The sequence below is a fragment of the Haemophilus sp. SZY H53 genome (assembly GCF_054332375.1).
In genome coordinates, this window is record NZ_JBTGNV010000001.1 from 228,740 (window position 1) to 245,812 (window position 17,073).

The 17,073-nt window shown below is 39.4% G+C and carries 12 protein-coding genes; 10 read left to right on the forward strand and 2 right to left on the reverse strand.

Going from position 1 to position 17,073, the window contains the following annotated elements; genetic code table 11:
- Nucleotides 1-127 precede the first annotated feature (127 nt).
- Nucleotides 128-1,672: a type I restriction-modification system subunit M gene (locus ACXVWB_RS01190; protein ID WP_289901758.1), complete on the reverse strand. Its 1,545-nt coding sequence runs from the start codon at nucleotides 1,670-1,672 to the stop codon at nucleotides 128-130.
- A 138-nt stretch (nucleotides 1,673-1,810) separates the two neighbouring features.
- Here ACXVWB_RS01190 and recB point away from each other — a divergent pair, with 138 nt between their 5' ends.
- From recB to ACXVWB_RS01215, 5 genes are all read left to right on the forward strand, one after another.
- A complete protein-coding gene (gene recB / locus ACXVWB_RS01195; protein WP_289901759.1) occupies nucleotides 1,811-5,464 on the forward strand; it encodes an exodeoxyribonuclease V subunit beta in 3,654 nt (1,217 codons plus the stop codon).
- Entirely contained in the window at nucleotides 5,464-7,398 is a 1,935-nt protein-coding gene (gene recD, locus ACXVWB_RS01200) for an exodeoxyribonuclease V subunit alpha (RefSeq protein ID WP_289901760.1), read from the forward strand. The genes recB and recD overlap by 1 nt, the downstream gene beginning before the upstream one ends.
- Nucleotides 7,399-7,401: 3 nt before the next feature.
- Nucleotides 7,402-8,049 carry a glutaredoxin 2 gene (gene grxB, locus ACXVWB_RS01205; protein WP_289901761.1) on the forward strand — a complete coding sequence of 216 codons (648 nt, stop codon included), beginning with the start codon at nucleotides 7,402-7,404 and terminating at the stop codon, nucleotides 8,047-8,049.
- Between the two features lie 128 nt (nucleotides 8,050-8,177).
- Nucleotides 8,178-8,948 carry a threonine/serine exporter family protein gene (locus tag ACXVWB_RS01210; RefSeq protein ID WP_289901762.1) on the forward strand — a complete coding sequence of 257 codons (771 nt, stop codon included), beginning with the start codon at nucleotides 8,178-8,180 and terminating at the stop codon, nucleotides 8,946-8,948.
- Nucleotides 8,949-8,952: 4 nt separating this feature from the next.
- Nucleotides 8,953-9,414, forward strand: coding sequence for a threonine/serine exporter family protein (locus ACXVWB_RS01215; protein ID WP_049363622.1), 462 nt, complete (start codon nucleotides 8,953-8,955; stop codon nucleotides 9,412-9,414).
- Between the two features lie 50 nt (nucleotides 9,415-9,464).
- Here the strand turns inward: ACXVWB_RS01215 and ACXVWB_RS01220 are convergent, their stop codons facing one another.
- The gene (locus ACXVWB_RS01220) at nucleotides 9,465-9,947 is read right to left on the reverse strand and encodes a Dps family protein (RefSeq protein WP_289901763.1); all 483 of its coding nucleotides are present in this window, start codon (nucleotides 9,945-9,947) and stop codon (nucleotides 9,465-9,467) included.
- A 355-nt stretch (nucleotides 9,948-10,302) separates the two neighbouring features.
- Here ACXVWB_RS01220 and ACXVWB_RS01225 point away from each other — a divergent pair, with 355 nt between their 5' ends.
- From ACXVWB_RS01225 to cdd, 5 genes are all read left to right on the forward strand, one after another.
- Nucleotides 10,303-11,901: an ABC transporter substrate-binding protein gene (locus ACXVWB_RS01225; RefSeq protein ID WP_289901764.1), complete on the forward strand. Its 1,599-nt coding sequence runs from the start codon at nucleotides 10,303-10,305 to the stop codon at nucleotides 11,899-11,901.
- 297 nt (nucleotides 11,902-12,198) lie between these two features.
- A complete protein-coding gene (locus ACXVWB_RS01230; RefSeq protein ID WP_049358061.1) occupies nucleotides 12,199-13,152 on the forward strand; it encodes an ABC transporter permease in 954 nt (317 codons plus the stop codon).
- On the forward strand, nucleotides 13,152-15,128 hold the full coding sequence (locus ACXVWB_RS01235) for a dipeptide/oligopeptide/nickel ABC transporter permease/ATP-binding protein (RefSeq protein WP_289901765.1): 1,977 nt from the start codon (nucleotides 13,152-13,154) through the stop codon (nucleotides 15,126-15,128). The genes ACXVWB_RS01230 and ACXVWB_RS01235 overlap by 1 nt, the downstream gene beginning before the upstream one ends.
- Before the next feature lies 1 nt (nucleotide 15,129).
- Nucleotides 15,130-15,942 (forward strand): ABC transporter ATP-binding protein, encoded by an 813-nt coding sequence (locus ACXVWB_RS01240; RefSeq protein WP_005696082.1) that lies wholly within the window; start codon nucleotides 15,130-15,132, stop codon nucleotides 15,940-15,942.
- A gap of 178 nt (nucleotides 15,943-16,120) precedes the next feature.
- Entirely contained in the window at nucleotides 16,121-16,996 is an 876-nt protein-coding gene (gene cdd, locus ACXVWB_RS01245; RefSeq protein ID WP_289901766.1) for a cytidine deaminase, read from the forward strand.
- Nucleotides 16,997-17,073 lie beyond the last annotated feature (77 nt).

A 17,073-nucleotide genomic window follows, 5' to 3' on the forward strand; every position in this document is an offset into this window, starting at 1 on the left:
TTTTGTTGCTTCTCGTAGGGTGGGCTTCAGCCCACCGCAAGTTATCGTAAATTGGTGGGCTGAAGCCCACCCTACGGTTTGCTGTTATTTTTTAATCTTATTGGTGGGCTAAAGCCCACCCTACATTTTATCCCTCAATTTCTGCCACAATCTTGTCAATCTCGGCACGCAAGCAGTCAATATTGGCAACAGTTTCACGAATTTGCGCATTGAGCTCATCGATATCAATGACTTCGCGGGTGTCTTTTTGCTCCACATAAGAACTCACCGCAAGGTTGTAGTCATTTTTAACGATTTCTTCAAAGGAGACTGATTTTGCCAAATGCGGTACATTCTCTTTATCGGCAAACAGTTTGAGCATTTGCTCAATATGTTCTTCTTCTAAAATGTTGTTATTGGTGGCGGATTTAAATAAACCGCTGGCATCGATAAATTGGGTTTGAGTATCGGGTTTATGTTTGGAAAGCACCAAAATATTCACCGCAATACTGGTGCCGAAAAAGAGATTTGGAGCAAGCGCAATCACGGTTTCCACATAGTTATTATCCACCAAATATTGACGAATTTTTTGTTCCGCACCGCCACGGTAAAAAATGCCGGGGAAGGAGACAATCGCCGCACGGCCTTTTGCTGAAAGATAACTTAACGCATGTAAAATAAAGGCAAAGTCCGCTTTGGATTTTGGTGCAAGCACGCCAGCAGGGGCAAAGCGTTCATCGTTAATTAGCGTTGGATCGTCTGAGCCAATCCATTTCACGGAGTAAGGTGGGTTAGAAACAATGGCATCAAAGGGCTTATCCTCGCCAAATTGCGGATGCATTAAAGTGTTGCCAAGGGCGATATCAAACTTGTCGTAGTTGATGTTATGCAAAAACATATTCATACGAGCAAGGTTATAAGTGGTGTGATTGATTTCTTGCCCAAAGAATCCTTCTTCAATGATGTGTTCATCAAATTGTTTTTTCGCTTGCAATAATAAAGAACCTGAACCGGCCGCAGGGTCGTAAATTTTATTGACCTTCTCTTGTCCATATAAAGCCAGTCGAGCAATCAGCTTGGAAACGCATTGTGGCGTAAAGAACTCGCCACCCGATTTACCGGCATTAGCAGCATAGTTGGAAATTAAAAATTCGTAAGCATCACCGAATAAATCAATATGATTATCTTCAAAGTCACCAAAATCTAACTCGGCAACGCCTTTTAATACGGCAGCGAGACGGCTGTTTTTATCGGCAACGGTATTGCCCAAGCGGTTGCTGGTGGTATCAAAATCAGCAAATAAGCCTTTGATATCCTGTTCGGAAGGGTAGCCAGTAGCGGAGTTTTCGATAGCTGTAAAAATGTTTTTTAGGTCTGTATTTAAATTCGGATTAGTGTTGGCTGTTGCCACGACATTTTTAAATAATTGGCTTGGGTAAATAAAATAGCCCTTGGTTTTTATCGCATCTGTTTTAATTTCTGGCGTGATGATGTCATCAGATAAACCGGCATAGTTCACACTTTTATCACCACCTTCAATATAATTAGCAAAGTTTTCGCTAATAAAGCGATAGAAAAGTGAGCCCAAAACGTATTGTTTAAAATCCCAACCATCGACAGAACCGCGTACATCATTAGCAATTTGCCAAATACGGCGTTGAAGTTCGGCGCGTTGTTGAATTGCTGCTGCCATAAAATCCTCAGAATATTTTGTGTCATTATTAATGATATAAATGCTCCAAATTATACAAGAAATAAATAATAACTAAATGAATTTCTATGGAAATTCCTCTACAATAAGAACACACTAATGTTTCCAAAAAAATAAAAAATGAGCCAAAAATCAACCGCACTTAATGCTATTTCGTTGCCCTTAAATCAAGTCAATTTAATTGAAGCCTCTGCAGGTACAGGGAAAACCTATACCATTGGTTCTATCTATCTTCGTTTACTTTTACAGGCTGGTGAGAATTGTTTTCCTCGTCCGTTGAATGTGGAAGAGATTTTGGTGGTAACCTTTACTGAAATGGCGACAGAAGATTTAAAACGCAAAATTCGGGAACGTTTAACGGCGGCAATTTCGGTTTTTTCTGAATATTATGAAAAGCAAGACAAGGCGATTTTTACTGGAGAACATCAATTTTTAGCGGAATTGTTGCCTTATTTAGGGGATATTCCGACTGCACTTCGCCGCTTAAAGCTGGCCGAACAAAATTTAGATTTAGCCTCCATTTATACCATTCACGGTTTTTGTCGCCGAATGCTGATGCAACATGCTTTCAATTCAGGCGTGCATTTCAATTTAAAACTTCTCAAAGATCAGTCTGATTTACTCAAACAATTTGCAAATGAATTTTGGCGGGAGCATTTTTATGATTTGCCTTTTCATTTAGCTGCATTTATCTCAAAAGAATTAAAGTCGCCAGAAGATGTATTGAATGATTTAGGCTCAAACATTGGGAATGATTTTTCTATACAACTGAATAAACCAGAACTATTAGAACTGTCATTAAAAGAATTTTTGCAAAAAGATATCACTAAAAATGCGGAAATTATTGAAAAGATTAAAGATACTTGGTTAGAAAGTGCGGTTGAAATACGAAACCTTTTTGATGAAGAAGTCGTGAAAAAAGAGAAATCTTGTTTAAATGGAAAAACACATTCAAGTAAAACAATTTTATCTCTTGTCGATGAAGTCACCTCATGGGCAAAAAATAGAGCAGATATCACCTTAAATGAAACGCTAGTAAAAAAATTTACGCAATCGGCTTTAGATAACGCGGTCAACGCACCTTTCAAGAAAAAAGGAGTGAGAATAACACATCCAGCCTTTGAAGAGATTGAGGCTTTAATTGAAGAAATTCAACCAAGTGATTTATTTAAAAAAATCATTCTCTATCACTATCGTCAAGGTATTCAAAAGAAACTCCTTGAATACAAAGCGAATCATCCTGAAAAATCCTTTGATGATTTATTACGCTTATTGAAAGAAGCACTATATGGTGAGGGCGGAGAACAGTTAGCGGAATTAATTCGTTTTCAATATCCCTTTGCCATGATTGACGAATTCCAAGATACGGATGCGTTACAGTATCAAATTTTCTCGAAAATTTATCACAATGAAAGCGCGTCTGGTAATGTTGGCTTTATGATGATCGGGGATCCAAAACAGGCGATTTATCGTTTCCGTGGTGCCGATATTTTCACTTATCTAAAAGCAGCAAAAGAAGCGAACGAGCGTTTTAACTTAGGCACAAACTACCGTTCATCCCAACCTTTAGTGGAAGGGGTAAATCGGTTATTTGATTTTGAAAATGATCCCTTTATTTATGAAAACATCGAATTTTTAAATGTCGGTGCAGCCAAGAAAAATCTTGTTTTTCAGTTGAATAATCAACCTGAACCAGCCTTCCGTTTTTATATTAACGATAAAGACAAATCCACCCAGCAAGATTATGCGAAAGCTTGTGCGACATCGATTCAGCAATGGTTAAAAAGTACGGCTGAAAATCCGGTTGTTTTTCCGAATGAAAGCAAAGCAGAAAATCAAACATTGCGAGCAGAAAATATTGCTGTTTTGGTGCGTGGTTATACTGAAGCAGATCTGGTGAAAAAAGAATTGCAATCACTCGGTATTGCTTCGGTTTACCTTTCGGATAGGGGAAATGTCTTTGAGAGTAATACAGCAAAAGAACTGGCCTTGATTTTGCAAGCTTGTTTGAGTGTGACGGAACGCCCAATTTTGAATGCAATTGCGACCGCACTTTTCGGCTTAAATGCAGCTGAAATTCACCAAATTCACCAGGATGAAATTCAGTGGCAACGTTGGGCAGAAAAATTTGCAGAGTATCAACAAATTTGGCAACGCCAAGGCGTATTGCCGATGTTGCACCATTTACTTTTAGCTGAAAATATCACAGAAAAACTCTTATCTCGGCCTGATGGCGAACGAAAACTGACGGATTTATTACATTTAGCTGAAATTTTACAGCAAGCAGCCGCATTAAATGAAAGTGAAGCGGCATTATTGCGCTGGTTTGAAAAGCAAATTCAAGATAATGGCCGTCAAGAAGCACAAATTCGTTTAGAAAGCGAACGTCAGTTAGTGAAGATTGTGACTATCCATAAATCCAAAGGATTGGAATATGATTTGGTTTGGTTGCCATTTTTAGGTAATGAAGCAAAAGACCCAACAAAATCAGGTAAGCAGAAGAAACTGTTTAATTTATATTACAACAGTGATGAAGAGAAAACCTTGTGGGATATGCAAGATCAACACTTGGATGATTTAACAGAAGAAGTTTTTGCGGAAGAATTGCGTTTGCTTTATGTAGCATTGACTCGAGCAAAATATCAAATGGCCTTTGTGTTACCGAAAGCCTTTGATAAAAAATGGAATGCTTTATTGTATGTTTTAACGCAAGGTGAAATTGGTCGAAAACTCGATTTGCCAAATAATTGGGATACTCAACCATTATTGGAAAAATTTAAGCAACTTTTACCTAATGATGTAGAGATTGAATCAACCGATGTGTTACAAGCCAGTGAACCACTTACTTTAAATGTTTCTCAAGAAAATTTAAGTGCAGAAATTTTCCAAGGTGAAATTGAACAAGATTGGCGAGTGACGAGCTTTAGTGGCATAGAACAAACCCATCAACGCAAAGCTTATTTGAATGAAAGTGCGGTGAAAAAATCGCTCATTTTTGATGACGCGAAAGATTATGATGCCTCGATTTCAACAGAAAATATCCCTGAAAATCTGACCGCACTTGCTCATGATAACGATGAAATGGTTTTAGATTTCCCACGGGGAACACAAATCGGTACGTTATTGCATCGTTATTTTGAAAAGGTGCCTTTTGCTCAACTAGCTGAGAAAGAAAATATTGAAAAATTATGTCAGGATTTGAATCTTGCAGAAGAGCAATTTGTAGCAGTTCAATACTGGTTTGCACAAATACTCAGCACGCCAATTTTGCCAAACGATGATTTTACCCTTGCACAAATTAACGAAAAACAATGCTTAAAAGAGTTGGCATTTTATCTCAATATCACAAGCCATTTTGATGTCACAGGTTTTAATCGAGCGTTATCAACCTTACATCATTTGCCGTCAGAACCGTTACAGTTTGATGATATTCAAGGCATGGTGCGAGGCACAATGGACTTAGTTTTCTGTCATCAAGATAAATATTATTTGCTTGATTACAAATCGAATTTCTTAGGTGATACATTAAAGGATTACGATCAAGCTGCATTGAAAAAAGCCATGTTAGAGCATCATTATGATTGGCAATACTTGTTGTATGTGGTGGCATTACACCGTTATTTAAAAACACGTTTGCCTCACTACGATTACAACCGAGATTTTGGTGGTGTGGTCTATGCATTTTTACGAGGAATGAATGGTTCGCCGCAATCGGGCATCTTTTTTGATAAACCAGATTGGCAATTAATCCAACAATTAGAGGAATTATTTTAATGTTAAGCCTATTAAAATCCTTGCAAGAACAAGGTGTGATTACTCAAGGCGATTATTATTTTGCTCAATTAATTGCTGATAAACAAAAAGATAAAGGCTATGCAGAGACCGTACAAAATTTAGCGATTTTATTAGCCGCACTTTGCAACTGGAGCTATACGCAAGGCAATACTTGTTGTGTGTTAGATCGTTTCTTAGAACGTAATTTATTCGGCTTGGCTTATCGTCATACTGAAACGGATTTTTTGTCACTGATCAATGAAAAGATTGGTTCGCTTCCTGTATCAAAATGGCAATCAGCCTTAGCGGGACATATTGCTTTTACACAAGATCCTGAAAATCAGATTGCGCCTCTCGCATTTCAATTTGGGGCGATTTATTTCTATCGAGCTTGGCAAGATGAATTCCGCGTTGCGCAATATATTAAAAACGCCTTGAAAAATGACCGCACTTTATCGGTAGAGCCGCAACAAATTCGGCCATTATTAGATCGTTATTTCCCTCAACAACAAGCGCAAGTTGATTGGCAAAAAGTAGCTGTCACAACGGCGGTAAAAAGTCCATTTTCTGTGATTACAGGTGGACCGGGAACAGGGAAAACCACGACAGTCACTCGCTTGTTATGTGTATTACAGGAATTATTTGGTGGCAAACTTCACATTAAATTGGTCGCACCAACAGGAAAAGCCGCAGCTCGTTTAACGGAATCTATCGAAAACGCTTTGGCACAAATGCCGATTTCAGATGAGTTACGCGCATCCATTCCTAAAACAGCAGAAACGTTGCATCGTTTACTAGGCGTTCGACCTTTTACCGATAGCGTGAAATATCATGCGCATAATCCACTGCAAATCGATGTGCTAGTAGTGGATGAAACCTCGATGATTGATTTGCCGATGATGGCGAAACTGGTGCAAGCGTTGAAACCCGAAACGCGTTTGATTTTATTGGGTGACCAAGCTCAATTAGCTTCAGTGGAAGCGGGAGCGGTATTAGGGGAAATAGCACAGTTTTTAACGCAAGATTATAGCCCAGCTCAAGCTGATTATATTCATGCAACAACAGGCTATACCGTTCCAACTTCAGATGAACATAGTCCGTTGCGTGATGCCATTTGCCATTTAACCTTTAGTCGCCGTTTCCGAGATGATTCGGGCATTAAACAACTTGCTGAGCAAATTCAACAAGGAAAAGGTGAGGGCAGTGTGGCGACTTTTGCGGAATACCCAGAAGAATTGCATTTCCATCATTTTGATGAAGAACAAGATATTAAAGAATCGGTTCGCCAAGTGGTGAAAAGTGCGGTCGAAAATTACCGTGTTTATTTAACCCAGCTTCAAACTTATTTTGCTCAGAAGAAAGATCTTAATGCAAAATTTATAGATGAAAAGGGCAATGAGAAAACTTATGCAGAAGCGATTTTAGACCGTTTTAATTCGGTGAGATTTTTGACCGCACTTCGTGCTTCGGCATTAGGTGTAGAAGAGTTAAATCGAGAAATTGCTTTGGTATTGCGTGCTGAGAAATTACTTTGGTTCCGTCAAGAGGACGATTGGTATATTGGTAAACCAATTATGATTACGGAAAATGATCATAATGTGAAACTGTATAACGGTGATATTGGCTTGTGTTTAGCTAAAGGCAAAGTGTGGTTCGGCAATCGAGAAGTTTCGACCAGTCGTATTCCCGCTCACGAGCCTGCGTTTATGATGACGATTCATAAATCCCAAGGTTCGGAGTTTGAACATACCGTCATGGTGTTACCAACAGAACCTAATCCAGTGCTTTCACGAGAGCTGGTATTTACCGGTGTTACCCGTGCAAAAAATCAGCTTTCTGTATTTGCCAATGAAAAAATTTGGCAAAGTGCGGTCAGAAATACCGTGAAACGACAAAGTGGATTAGGCAAGTTATTACAGGAAAAAGAGGAGTAAAAAATGAAATTATATGTTTACGATCATTGCCCATTTTGTGTGCGAGCTCGCATGATTTTCGGTTTAAAAAATTTGTCGGTAGAGCTTGTAGTGCTCGCGAATGATGATGAAGCAACGCCAATCGGTTTAGTGGGGAAAAAGGTTGTACCAATTCTTGTCAAAGAAGATGGTGCAGCGATGCCAGAAAGTTTAGATATTGTGCATTATGTCGATGAACATTTTGGTGAAAAAATCTTATCTGAACACGTTCGTCCTGAAATTGAAGCGTGGTTAAAAGAAGTCGGCAGTTATTATGGTCATCTTACGACTGCACGCTTCACGCAAATTGGCTTAGCAGAATTTGAAACCCAAAGTGCGGTCGATTATTTCACTAAAAAGAAAACGGAATTTATTGGGGATTTTGCTGAAAATATTGCGAAGACTGAAACCTATCTTACTCGCTTAAAAGGGGATTTAAAGAAATTAGCTGTATTAATTCAATCTGAAAATGCCTTAAACGGCCAACTTTCTCTTGAAGATATTATCGTTTTCCCTGTATTACGAAATCTAACTTGTGTGAAAGGCATCGAATTTCCACCAGCAGTTTTAGCTTATATCACGAATATGGCTAAGTTAAGCAATGTGCCGCTATATTTTGATAAAGCCATTTAATCACTGCTGATTCATAGGCATTGGAAATACTGAAGTTTTGACTTGGATCATAGGTGCGGTCATTTTTTCAGTATTTTTTATTCATCGATCTATAATCTCTACGTTTACTTTAATAAGAGCGTAGAGATATGGATCAGGAATACCAACGAGCGGTTACCCGCATTTGTGTGGAAACCGCTTTGTTATTGTTACAGCATGGAGCAGAAAGTGCTGTTGTCGTACAAATGGCACAGCGATTAGGTGTAGCTTTAGGCATTGAAAGCGTGGAGTGTGCTTTAACGGCAAATGCCGTCTTATTGACCACACTTTCTAAACAACATTGCATTACCACAGTGCGTAAGAATGTCGATAAAGGCATTAATATGCAAATCGTTACGGATGTTCAGCACATTGTGGTTGCCGTAGAGCATCATTTGTATGATTTGTCTATGGCACAAAAGAAATTGGATAAGTTAAAACCACTAAAATATAACCGTTATTTGGTGGTGTTTATGATTGGTTTATCTTGTGCCTCTTTTGCTCACCTTTCTGGCGGAGATATGACAATTTGTGCGATCACCTTTATTGCTTCTGCCATTGCCATGTTTATTCGACAAGAAATTTCTAAACGTCATTACAATCCACTCATCGTTTTTGCCATTACCGCGTTTGTTGCTTCACTTATTTCAGGTATGAGTTTGAAATATAGTTTAGGCAACGATCCCCATATCGCATTAGCGTCTAGCGTTTTATTACTCGTTCCAGGATTCCCATTAATTAATTCACTTGCGGATATTTTAAAAGGGTATGTCAATATGGGAATAGGACGCTGGACCATCGCTACGGTTCTCACTTTTGGTGCTTGTTTAGGTATTGTCTTTGCGTTAAATCTTTTAAATATTGTTTCTTGGGTGGGGTAATAAGATGTTTTTACTGAATTTACTCGATGATATGCTTTTTGCTGCCATCCCCGCAGTAGGATTTGCTTTAGTATTTAATGTTCCGCCTAAAGCCTTAAAGTATTGTGCGATTTTAGGTGCACTTGGACATGTCACACGAACTTTATTACTACACTTTGGTGTCCCAATTGTTTTTGCCACTTTTTTCGCCACTTGTGTAATTGGTTTTATTGGGGTGCATTTATCTCATCGTTATTTAGCCCATCCGAAAGTCTTTACTGTTGCGGCAATTATTCCAATGATTCCAGGTGTTCATGCTTATAAAGCGATGATTGCTATCGTACAAATTCACCATTATGGCTTTTCCGATAAATTATTTGAGCAAATGATCAGCTCTTTTATCAATACCAGCTTTATTTTGGGCGCTCTTGTTTTGGGCTTAGCCTTACCAGGACTATTGTTCTATCGACAAAAACCGGTCGTGTAGAAAATAAAAAAGCCGACATGAATCGGCTTTCGCATTTAATCAATATTTAATTAACCATGGCAAGTTTGGCAAGCGGCTTGGAACATCCAAACAAGTTTTTCTTGTTCTTTGATGTAGTCGCTCATTTGAGAAGCGGTACCTTCATCATCAGACTCACCCGCTAATTCAAGGATTTCACGTTGTTGTTCAAGTAGTACTTTTAATCCTTCTAATGTGCCTTTTAAGCAAGATTGCGCATCACTTACCCCTAACTCTTCTTTAATACGTGAGTGTTGGAAGTATTGTGAATAACCGTTATGCGGTGTGTAACCTAAAGTTAAGATACGTTCTGCCACTTCATCTATTTTTACTACTAAATCTGTGTAGATTTCTTCAAATTTTGCGTGTAATTCAAAGAAGTTTACCCCTTTAATGTTCCAGTGGTAACCGCGCACGTTGGTATAGAATACTTGATAGGTTGCTAATAATTCATTTAATTTTGCTGCTAATTTTTCAGATGCTTTTTTATCTAAACCGATTGATGTTTTTGACATAGTATTTTCCTCTTTATTGTTAATTAAAATATTGTTCCCTTGCTTAGGAAGTGTGGTCATTATAAGCATCATTTTTTCTGATAGCTATTTCATATTATCTAGTGATTTAATAGTTAAAACCTATTTATAAAAATTATACATAGTTAAAAGTTTTTATTTTAAGGTGCGGAAAAAAACTCTGTGAAGTAGATCACACATTCAATATTTCCCCTTTGACAGAATGAAGCGAAGATGACTATGATTGATGCAAATCATTTTGTTCTAAGATTTGATTGCTTTACTTCATTTTCGAATGAAATGTTTGGCTAGGTTTAAAAACCCAAAATATGATTTTATTACTCATCAGGAGTTTAGTATGACAAAGCATTTTTCCTTTGAAACGAATGAATCTCGTCGTCATTTTATGAAACTTATGGCTGGCGTGGGGGCGGGTCTTGCATTTAGTGGTACATTAGGCACATTTGCACCAAAAGCCTTTGCTGCAGAAATTAAAGGTAAAACTATTGAAGCGGGGATTGCTTATCCGCTTTCTACCGGTTTTGACCCAATGACATCAAGTGGCGCTTCACCTTATGCAGCAAACTTGCACATTTTTGAAGGTTTAGTGGATTTGCATCCTGCAACTCGTGAACCTTATCTTGCTTTAGCAGGAAAAGAGCCAGAACAAGTTGATGAAACAACATGGCGCATTACTTTACGTGAAGGCGCAACCTTCCATGATGGCGCACCAGTCACCACTGAAGACGTTGTGTATTCTTTCAATCGTATTATGGATCCAGCCAATAAATCTTTATTTGTGATGTTTATTGATTTCATTGAAAGTGTGAAAGCTGTGGATGATAAAGTGGTGGAATTTAAATTGAAATATCCATTTGCTTTATTTGCTAACCGTTTAACTTGTGTGAAAATTGTACCGAAACATGTAATCGACAAAGTCGGTCAATCTGCATTTGATGCGCACCCAGTTGGTTCTGGTCCATTCAAATTTGTTTCAGCTGTGAAAGATGACAAAATCGTCTTTGAAGCGTATGAACCTTACAATGGTAAATATCCAGCGCAAGTTGAAAAAATGTCTTGGTTATTACTTTCTGATGCCGCAGCTCGTGTGACTGCACAAGAGTCTAAACGTACTCAAGCAATGGAAAGCGTGCCTTATTTAGACATTAGTCGCTTGAAAAACAAAAAACAACAAGTGCAATCCGTTCAATCTTTCGGCTTGCTATTCTTAATGTTTAACTGTGAAAAAGCACCGTTTAATAATCCAAAAGTACGTCAAGCGTTACACTATGGTTTAAACACTGACAAACTGGTTGATATTGTATTTGATGGTAATGCAGAAGCTGCAACATCATACTTACAAACGACTCACCCAGATTATATTAAGGCATCAACTCAATATCCTTATGATCAGGAAAAAGCCGCGGCATTATTAAAAGAAGCCGGTGTAACTGAGCTTAAATTTGAATTGCTCGCAACCGACCATGACTGGGTGAAAGAATCTGCACCGTTAATTTTAGAGTCTTGGAATAAGATTCCAGGTGTGAAAGTGACTTTACAACACTTACAATCTGGTGCGTTATACAGCAACAACGTAGATCCAGGTGTATATGAAGTGGCAATCGCACCGGGTGACCCATCAGTGTTCGGTAATGACTTAGACTTGCTTTTAAGCTGGTGGTATCGTGGTGATGTATGGCCGAAACGTCGTTTCCGTTGGAGTAATACCCCTGAATTTGCGAAAGTGACTGAATTACTCAATGCAGCAGTGAGAGCAAAAGATCACGCTGAAGCGAAAAAATCATGGGAAGAGGCGATTAACATTATTGCGGCTGAAGTACCACTTTATCCGATTGTTCATCGTAAACTTCCTTCAGCATGGGATGATAGTAGCCTTGAAGGCTATCAACCATTGGCAACAACCGGTTTATCTTTCCTCGGTGTGGGCCGTAAATAAAAGTGCTTTTTAATTTAATGTTTTGGCTGTTGAGCAATCAACAGCCTTTTTTCTTTCCTTTTTATCTCAAAGTGCGGTCATTTTTCTCTCTGTTTTTCAATCATTTTTTCTCTCAATTTCATTTCAAAAAAATCTTTGTGAAGCCGATCACAGATTTGAATTTTGCTCTATGTACTTGGATTGACAGGGCTTGAGCTGAACACTATGATTACTGTAATTCATTTTGTTTTTGAATTTGATTGTTTTGCTTCATTTTTGAAGCGAACGAATTTCTCAAGCTAGAACAGGAGAAGTTAGATGGATATGATACTTCGATTATTGTTACGTCGATTGATGGCTTTGCCAGTCATGATTCTAGGTGTAACAGCACTCGTTTTTGTGGTGCTTCAATTTACACCAGGTGATCCCGCTACGGTGGCACTAGGCGAAAGTGCGAGTGAAGCAGCAAAACAACTTTACCGCGAATCACACGGCTTAAATGATCCACTCTTTGTTCAATATTTTCGTTTCTTAGGTCATTTACTTGTATTGGATTTTGGTGTGACTATGCCACCAGAATTACCAATCAGTAGCATGCTAGCGAAATCTTTCCCAATCACGTTACAACTTACCCTAATTGGTGTGGTGTTTGCGGCAGTAGTCTCTTTTTCATTAGGTGTACTGGCCGCGCTTTATCGTGATAGCTGGGTAGACCAAGTGATTCGTTTAATCTCTGTTGCAGCGGTTGCGACCCCCTCATTCTGGTTAGGTATCTTACTTATTCAATGGTTCTCTTTGGAGTTAGATTGGTTGCCTTCAGGTGGTTTTGTGCCATTCAGCGAAAGCCCGATGGGGTATATCAATTCCATGATTTTGCCATCTCTTGCACTTGCCGTGCCGGTATGTGCGTCATTAATTCGTGTGGTGCGTACAACCATGGTAGAAGAAATGGATAAAGATTATGTGAGAACGGCGATTGGTAACGGTGTGCCTTATGCAACTGTTATTCGTCACAACGTATTACGTAATGCATTAATCACACCAGTAACAGTATTAGGTTTACGCGTAGGCTACTTACTTGGTGGTGCGGTAGTTATCGAACAAATCTTTGACTTACCGGGCATGGGTAAATTGATTTTTAACGGTATCGTCAATCATGACTTACACTTAGTACAAGGGGTGGTTCTGACAATCGCCTTTACCTTCGTTTTAGTGAATATTATCGTTGATATTCTCTATGTGTTGATTAACCCTAAAATTCGGAGTCTATAATGTTTCGTCAAGGTTTAGCAGATCGATTAGCTGCAAGCGGTGCGAGATTCCGAGCACTTTCCACCGCATCAAAAATTTCATTATTATTCTTAGTTTTCGTTGCTTTAGTGGCGGTATTTGCCCCTTGGGTAGCAACACATGATCCATTAGAAGTGATCGCACGTATGCGTGCTCCAAGTGCGGAATATTGGTTTGGGACTGATCGACTTGGTCGTGATATTTTCTCTCGTATTGTTTATGGTGCCCAAACGTCCTTATTTATCGGTTTAGGTGCGGTAGCTTGCGCCATTATTTTCGGTAGTGTTTTAGGTGCAACTGCAGCCACATCCGAGAAATGGGGCAATGAAATTATCATGCGCTTAATGGATATTTTAATGGCCTTCCCAGGTATCGCATTAGCGGCAGTGTTATTAGCAACCTTTGGTAACTCAGTGCCGGTCATTATCATCACCATTGCCGTGGTTTATACCCCGCAACTTGCTCGTGTAGTTCGTGCGAATGTGGTATCACAATGGGATGAAGACTATGTGCGTGCTGAACGTGTTATTGGTGGTAGCCGTACTTATATTCTTCTCAAACACGTTGTACGCAATACCGCGGCACCGGTTTTAGTCTTCGCGACCGTAATGGTGGCAGATGCTATTGTGTTTGAAGCCTCGCTTTCTTTCTTAGGCGCAGGTGTACAACCTCCACATCCTTCATGGGGTAACATCCTTTCTGAAGGTCGTAACATCGTATTAAACGGTGCATGGTGGGCGACAACCTTTGCGGGTGTGATGATTCTTTTAACCGTATTAGCCTTAAATATCTTAGCGGAAGGGCTTACCGATGCCTTGGTTAACCCGCGCTTGAAAGGCGGTAAAAAACCAGAAGGTAAATCAGATGAACGTCTTTCTACTGACGTACAAGAAGCGCTTTCTGAAGGTCTTGCATTAAAACGTTACTTGCTCAAATTACATGAAAAAGAAATCACCCGTACGAATCGTATGCAATTAGATCCAAATGCAAAACCGATTTTACAAGTGAAAAACTTATCAATCCGTTTCCCGAATCGTTATGGTGAAATTCCATTGGTTGATAACATCAGCTTCACCGTAAATGAAGGGGAAACCATGGGGTTAGTAGGAGAGTCCGGTTGTGGTAAATCTATTACAGCATTCTCTATCATGGGCTTGTTACCAAAAACAGCTAAAATTACTGGGGAAGTGCTTTTCACAGACCGTAGCGGAAAACAACACAGTTTGCTTAACGCTAACAATCTAAGTGAATTGCGTGGTTCTGAAATTGCGATGATTTACCAAGACTCTTTAAGTGCATTAAACCCATCAATGCGTATCAAAGATCAAATGGCACAGCTCATCAAACGTGGTAGCCACCATACCGCAGAAAAATTGCTGGAATGGGTACACCTCGCTCCAGAAAAAGTGTTGAACCGTTATCCGCATGAACTTTCTGGTGGTCAACGTCAACGTGTGGTGATTGCAATGGCATTAACTCGTGAGCCGAAATTATTAATCGCCGATGAACCAACAACCGCATTAGACGTAACCGTTCAAGCTGAAGTGGTGAAATTATTGAATGAATTACGTGAAAAACTGGGTTTTGCTATGGTATTTGTCAGCCACGATTTAGCATTAGTTGCACAATTAGCTCACCACATTACGGTAATGTATGCAGGTCAAGTGGTTGAAATGGCACCAACATCCTTATTGCTTGCTAATCCAACACACGAATATACCCGTGGCTTATTGGGTTCTGTCCTTTCAACCGAAGTCCGTGCGAAACGTTTATATCAAATTCCGGGCAGCGTACCATCACCTTACGATTTTGCTGCCGGCGACCGTTTTGCAAGTCGTTCATTGCGACCAGATGCTAATCCGGATCAAAAATTGATATTAACCGCCGTGGAAGGTGAGCCGTCTCACTTGTGGGCTTCTCATTTAGCTGAGCCTGTAACGGAAGCGAAAGGAGCATAATATGAGCAGTAGTATTAAAGTCATTAAAGAACAAAACATCATCGATTTAGAAAATATCGTGGTGCAATTTCCTTCTCGCGACGGTTCATTGTTTGGACGTAAAAAATTCACAGCGGTGAATAATGTGAGTCTTGGCATTAAAGCGGGGGAAACCATTGGTTTAGTAGGGGAGTCTGGCTGCGGGAAATCTACCCTAGCCAATGTAATAATTGGACTTCTTAAACCAACATCTGGTTTAGTGAAATTCAACGGTTTACAAATGCAATATGGCAGCTCAGAAGCGAGAAAACAATTCGGTCGCCAAGTATCGGTCATTTTCCAAGACCCAGCAACCGCACTGAATCCTCGTATGAAAGTGTTGGATATTTTGCGTGACCCAATGGATATTCACAATGTGTTACAACCTCATGAACGGGAAAAACGTGTGTATGACTTGCTTTCTCGCGTCGGTTTACCACGTTCTGCAGCACAAGTTGAGCCAACTCGTTTATCTGGCGGGCAAAAACAACGTGTGGCGATTGCACGTGCTTTAGCGCTGAATCCAAAACTGATTGTTGCGGATGAACCGACTTCTGCGTTAGACGTATCCGTTCGTGCTCAGGTATTAAACTTATTGGCGGACTTGAAAAAAGAACTCAATCTTGCCATGGTGTTTATCTCTCACGATATTCAAACCGTACGCCAAGTATCTGACCGTATTGTCGTGATGTACGGCGGTCAAATTTTGGAGACCGGTAGCACTGAAGATATTTTCAACCACCCAACCGTGGATTACACCCGAAAATTACTTGGTGTTGCCCCGTCATTGTTATAAAACGAGTGAATAAAACATCTTAATTTATGACCGCACTTTAAAAGTGCGGTTATTTTTTTGAGCATTTTTTGTTTTAAGGTGTTGATAAATTTTAGAAACATATTCCGAAAGTCTTTTAGAGTTTAGTTTTTTTTCTCAAATAGCGTAGAATGGGCATATAAAAATGAGGAGATTTAACATGCAACAAAAAATTCAACAAGCATTAGCAAACTCGCCACTTTCAAATGCAATTCTTTCTGCGTTAGAAGAACAAGAATGGAAAGGCTTTTTACCGGCTGAAAAAGTGCGGTCAATTTGTGATGAATTTAAGCTTACGCCTGTTCAACTAGGGTTGGCACTTTTGCCCGTAGCGGCTTGTTATAGCCATACACCCATTTCAGAATTTCATGTTGGCGCGATTGCGATTGGTGAAAGTGGTGATTTTTACTTTGGTGCGAATCAAGAGTTTCAGGGTAGTAGCATGGCTCAAACCATCCATGCTGAACAAAGTGCGATTAGCCATGCATGGTTACGTAATGAACCTCGAATCACTGATATTGTAGTGAATTACACGCCTTGTGGTCACTGCCGTCAATTTATGAATGAGCTTTATCAAGCGCAAGATTTAAAAATTCATTTACCACACAGCCAAAATAATCCACTTCCTCAATATTTACCCGATAGCTTTGGCCCGAAAGCTTTAGGCGTTGATTTGCTTCTATTAAACAAAGAAGAACAAGGTTTTACTTTGACGACGGAAGATGAAGTGGCAAATAAAGCGATTTTAGGGGCAAACCGAGCTCATTCACCTTATTCTAAAAGCCCTCACGGTGTAGGCATTTTATTTAAAAATGGGGAAATGATTTGTGGTCGATATGCAGAAAATGCAGCATTTAACCCAAGCTTACCGGCTATGCAAACAGCGATTAATTTTGCCTACTTAAATCAATTGGATGTATCGAAAATTGAGCGAGTAGTATTTGCAGAGAAACCGTTGCGTTTAAGTCACCGCAAGATGGCAGAGCAGTTATTGAAGAGCCTCTGCAAGGTGAAAATGGAATATATTAGCCTGTAAGCACGGTCAAAAATGAATTAGTTTTTGAACGAAAAGAAAGAGGCGAACAGAGATAATCTTTCATGTTCGCCTTTCTT

Bases quoted from the DNA above. Each gene is read 5' to 3' on its own strand.
- recB (WP_289901759.1), top strand. From the start codon at position 1,811: ATGAGCCAAAAATCAACCGCACTTAATGCTATTTCGTTGCCCTTAAAT.
- ACXVWB_RS01225 (WP_289901764.1), top strand. From the start codon at position 10,303: ATGACAAAGCATTTTTCCTTTGAAACGAATGAATCTCGTCGTCATTTT.
- ACXVWB_RS01240 (WP_005696082.1), top strand. From the start codon at position 15,130: ATGAGCAGTAGTATTAAAGTCATTAAAGAACAAAACATCATCGATTTA.
- ACXVWB_RS01190 (WP_289901758.1), bottom strand. From the start codon at position 1,672: ATGGCAGCAGCAATTCAACAACGCGCCGAACTTCAACGCCGTATTTGG.
- ACXVWB_RS01235 (WP_289901765.1), top strand. From the start codon at position 13,152: ATGTTTCGTCAAGGTTTAGCAGATCGATTAGCTGCAAGCGGTGCGAGA.
- recD (WP_289901760.1), top strand. From the start codon at position 5,464: ATGTTAAGCCTATTAAAATCCTTGCAAGAACAAGGTGTGATTACTCAA.
- ACXVWB_RS01220 (WP_289901763.1), bottom strand. From the start codon at position 9,947: ATGTCAAAAACATCAATCGGTTTAGATAAAAAAGCATCTGAAAAATTA.
- ACXVWB_RS01210 (WP_289901762.1), top strand. From the start codon at position 8,178: ATGGATCAGGAATACCAACGAGCGGTTACCCGCATTTGTGTGGAAACC.
- cdd (WP_289901766.1), top strand. From the start codon at position 16,121: ATGCAACAAAAAATTCAACAAGCATTAGCAAACTCGCCACTTTCAAAT.
- ACXVWB_RS01230 (WP_049358061.1), top strand. From the start codon at position 12,199: ATGGATATGATACTTCGATTATTGTTACGTCGATTGATGGCTTTGCCA.
- ACXVWB_RS01215 (WP_049363622.1), top strand. From the start codon at position 8,953: ATGTTTTTACTGAATTTACTCGATGATATGCTTTTTGCTGCCATCCCC.
- grxB (WP_289901761.1), top strand. From the start codon at position 7,402: ATGAAATTATATGTTTACGATCATTGCCCATTTTGTGTGCGAGCTCGC.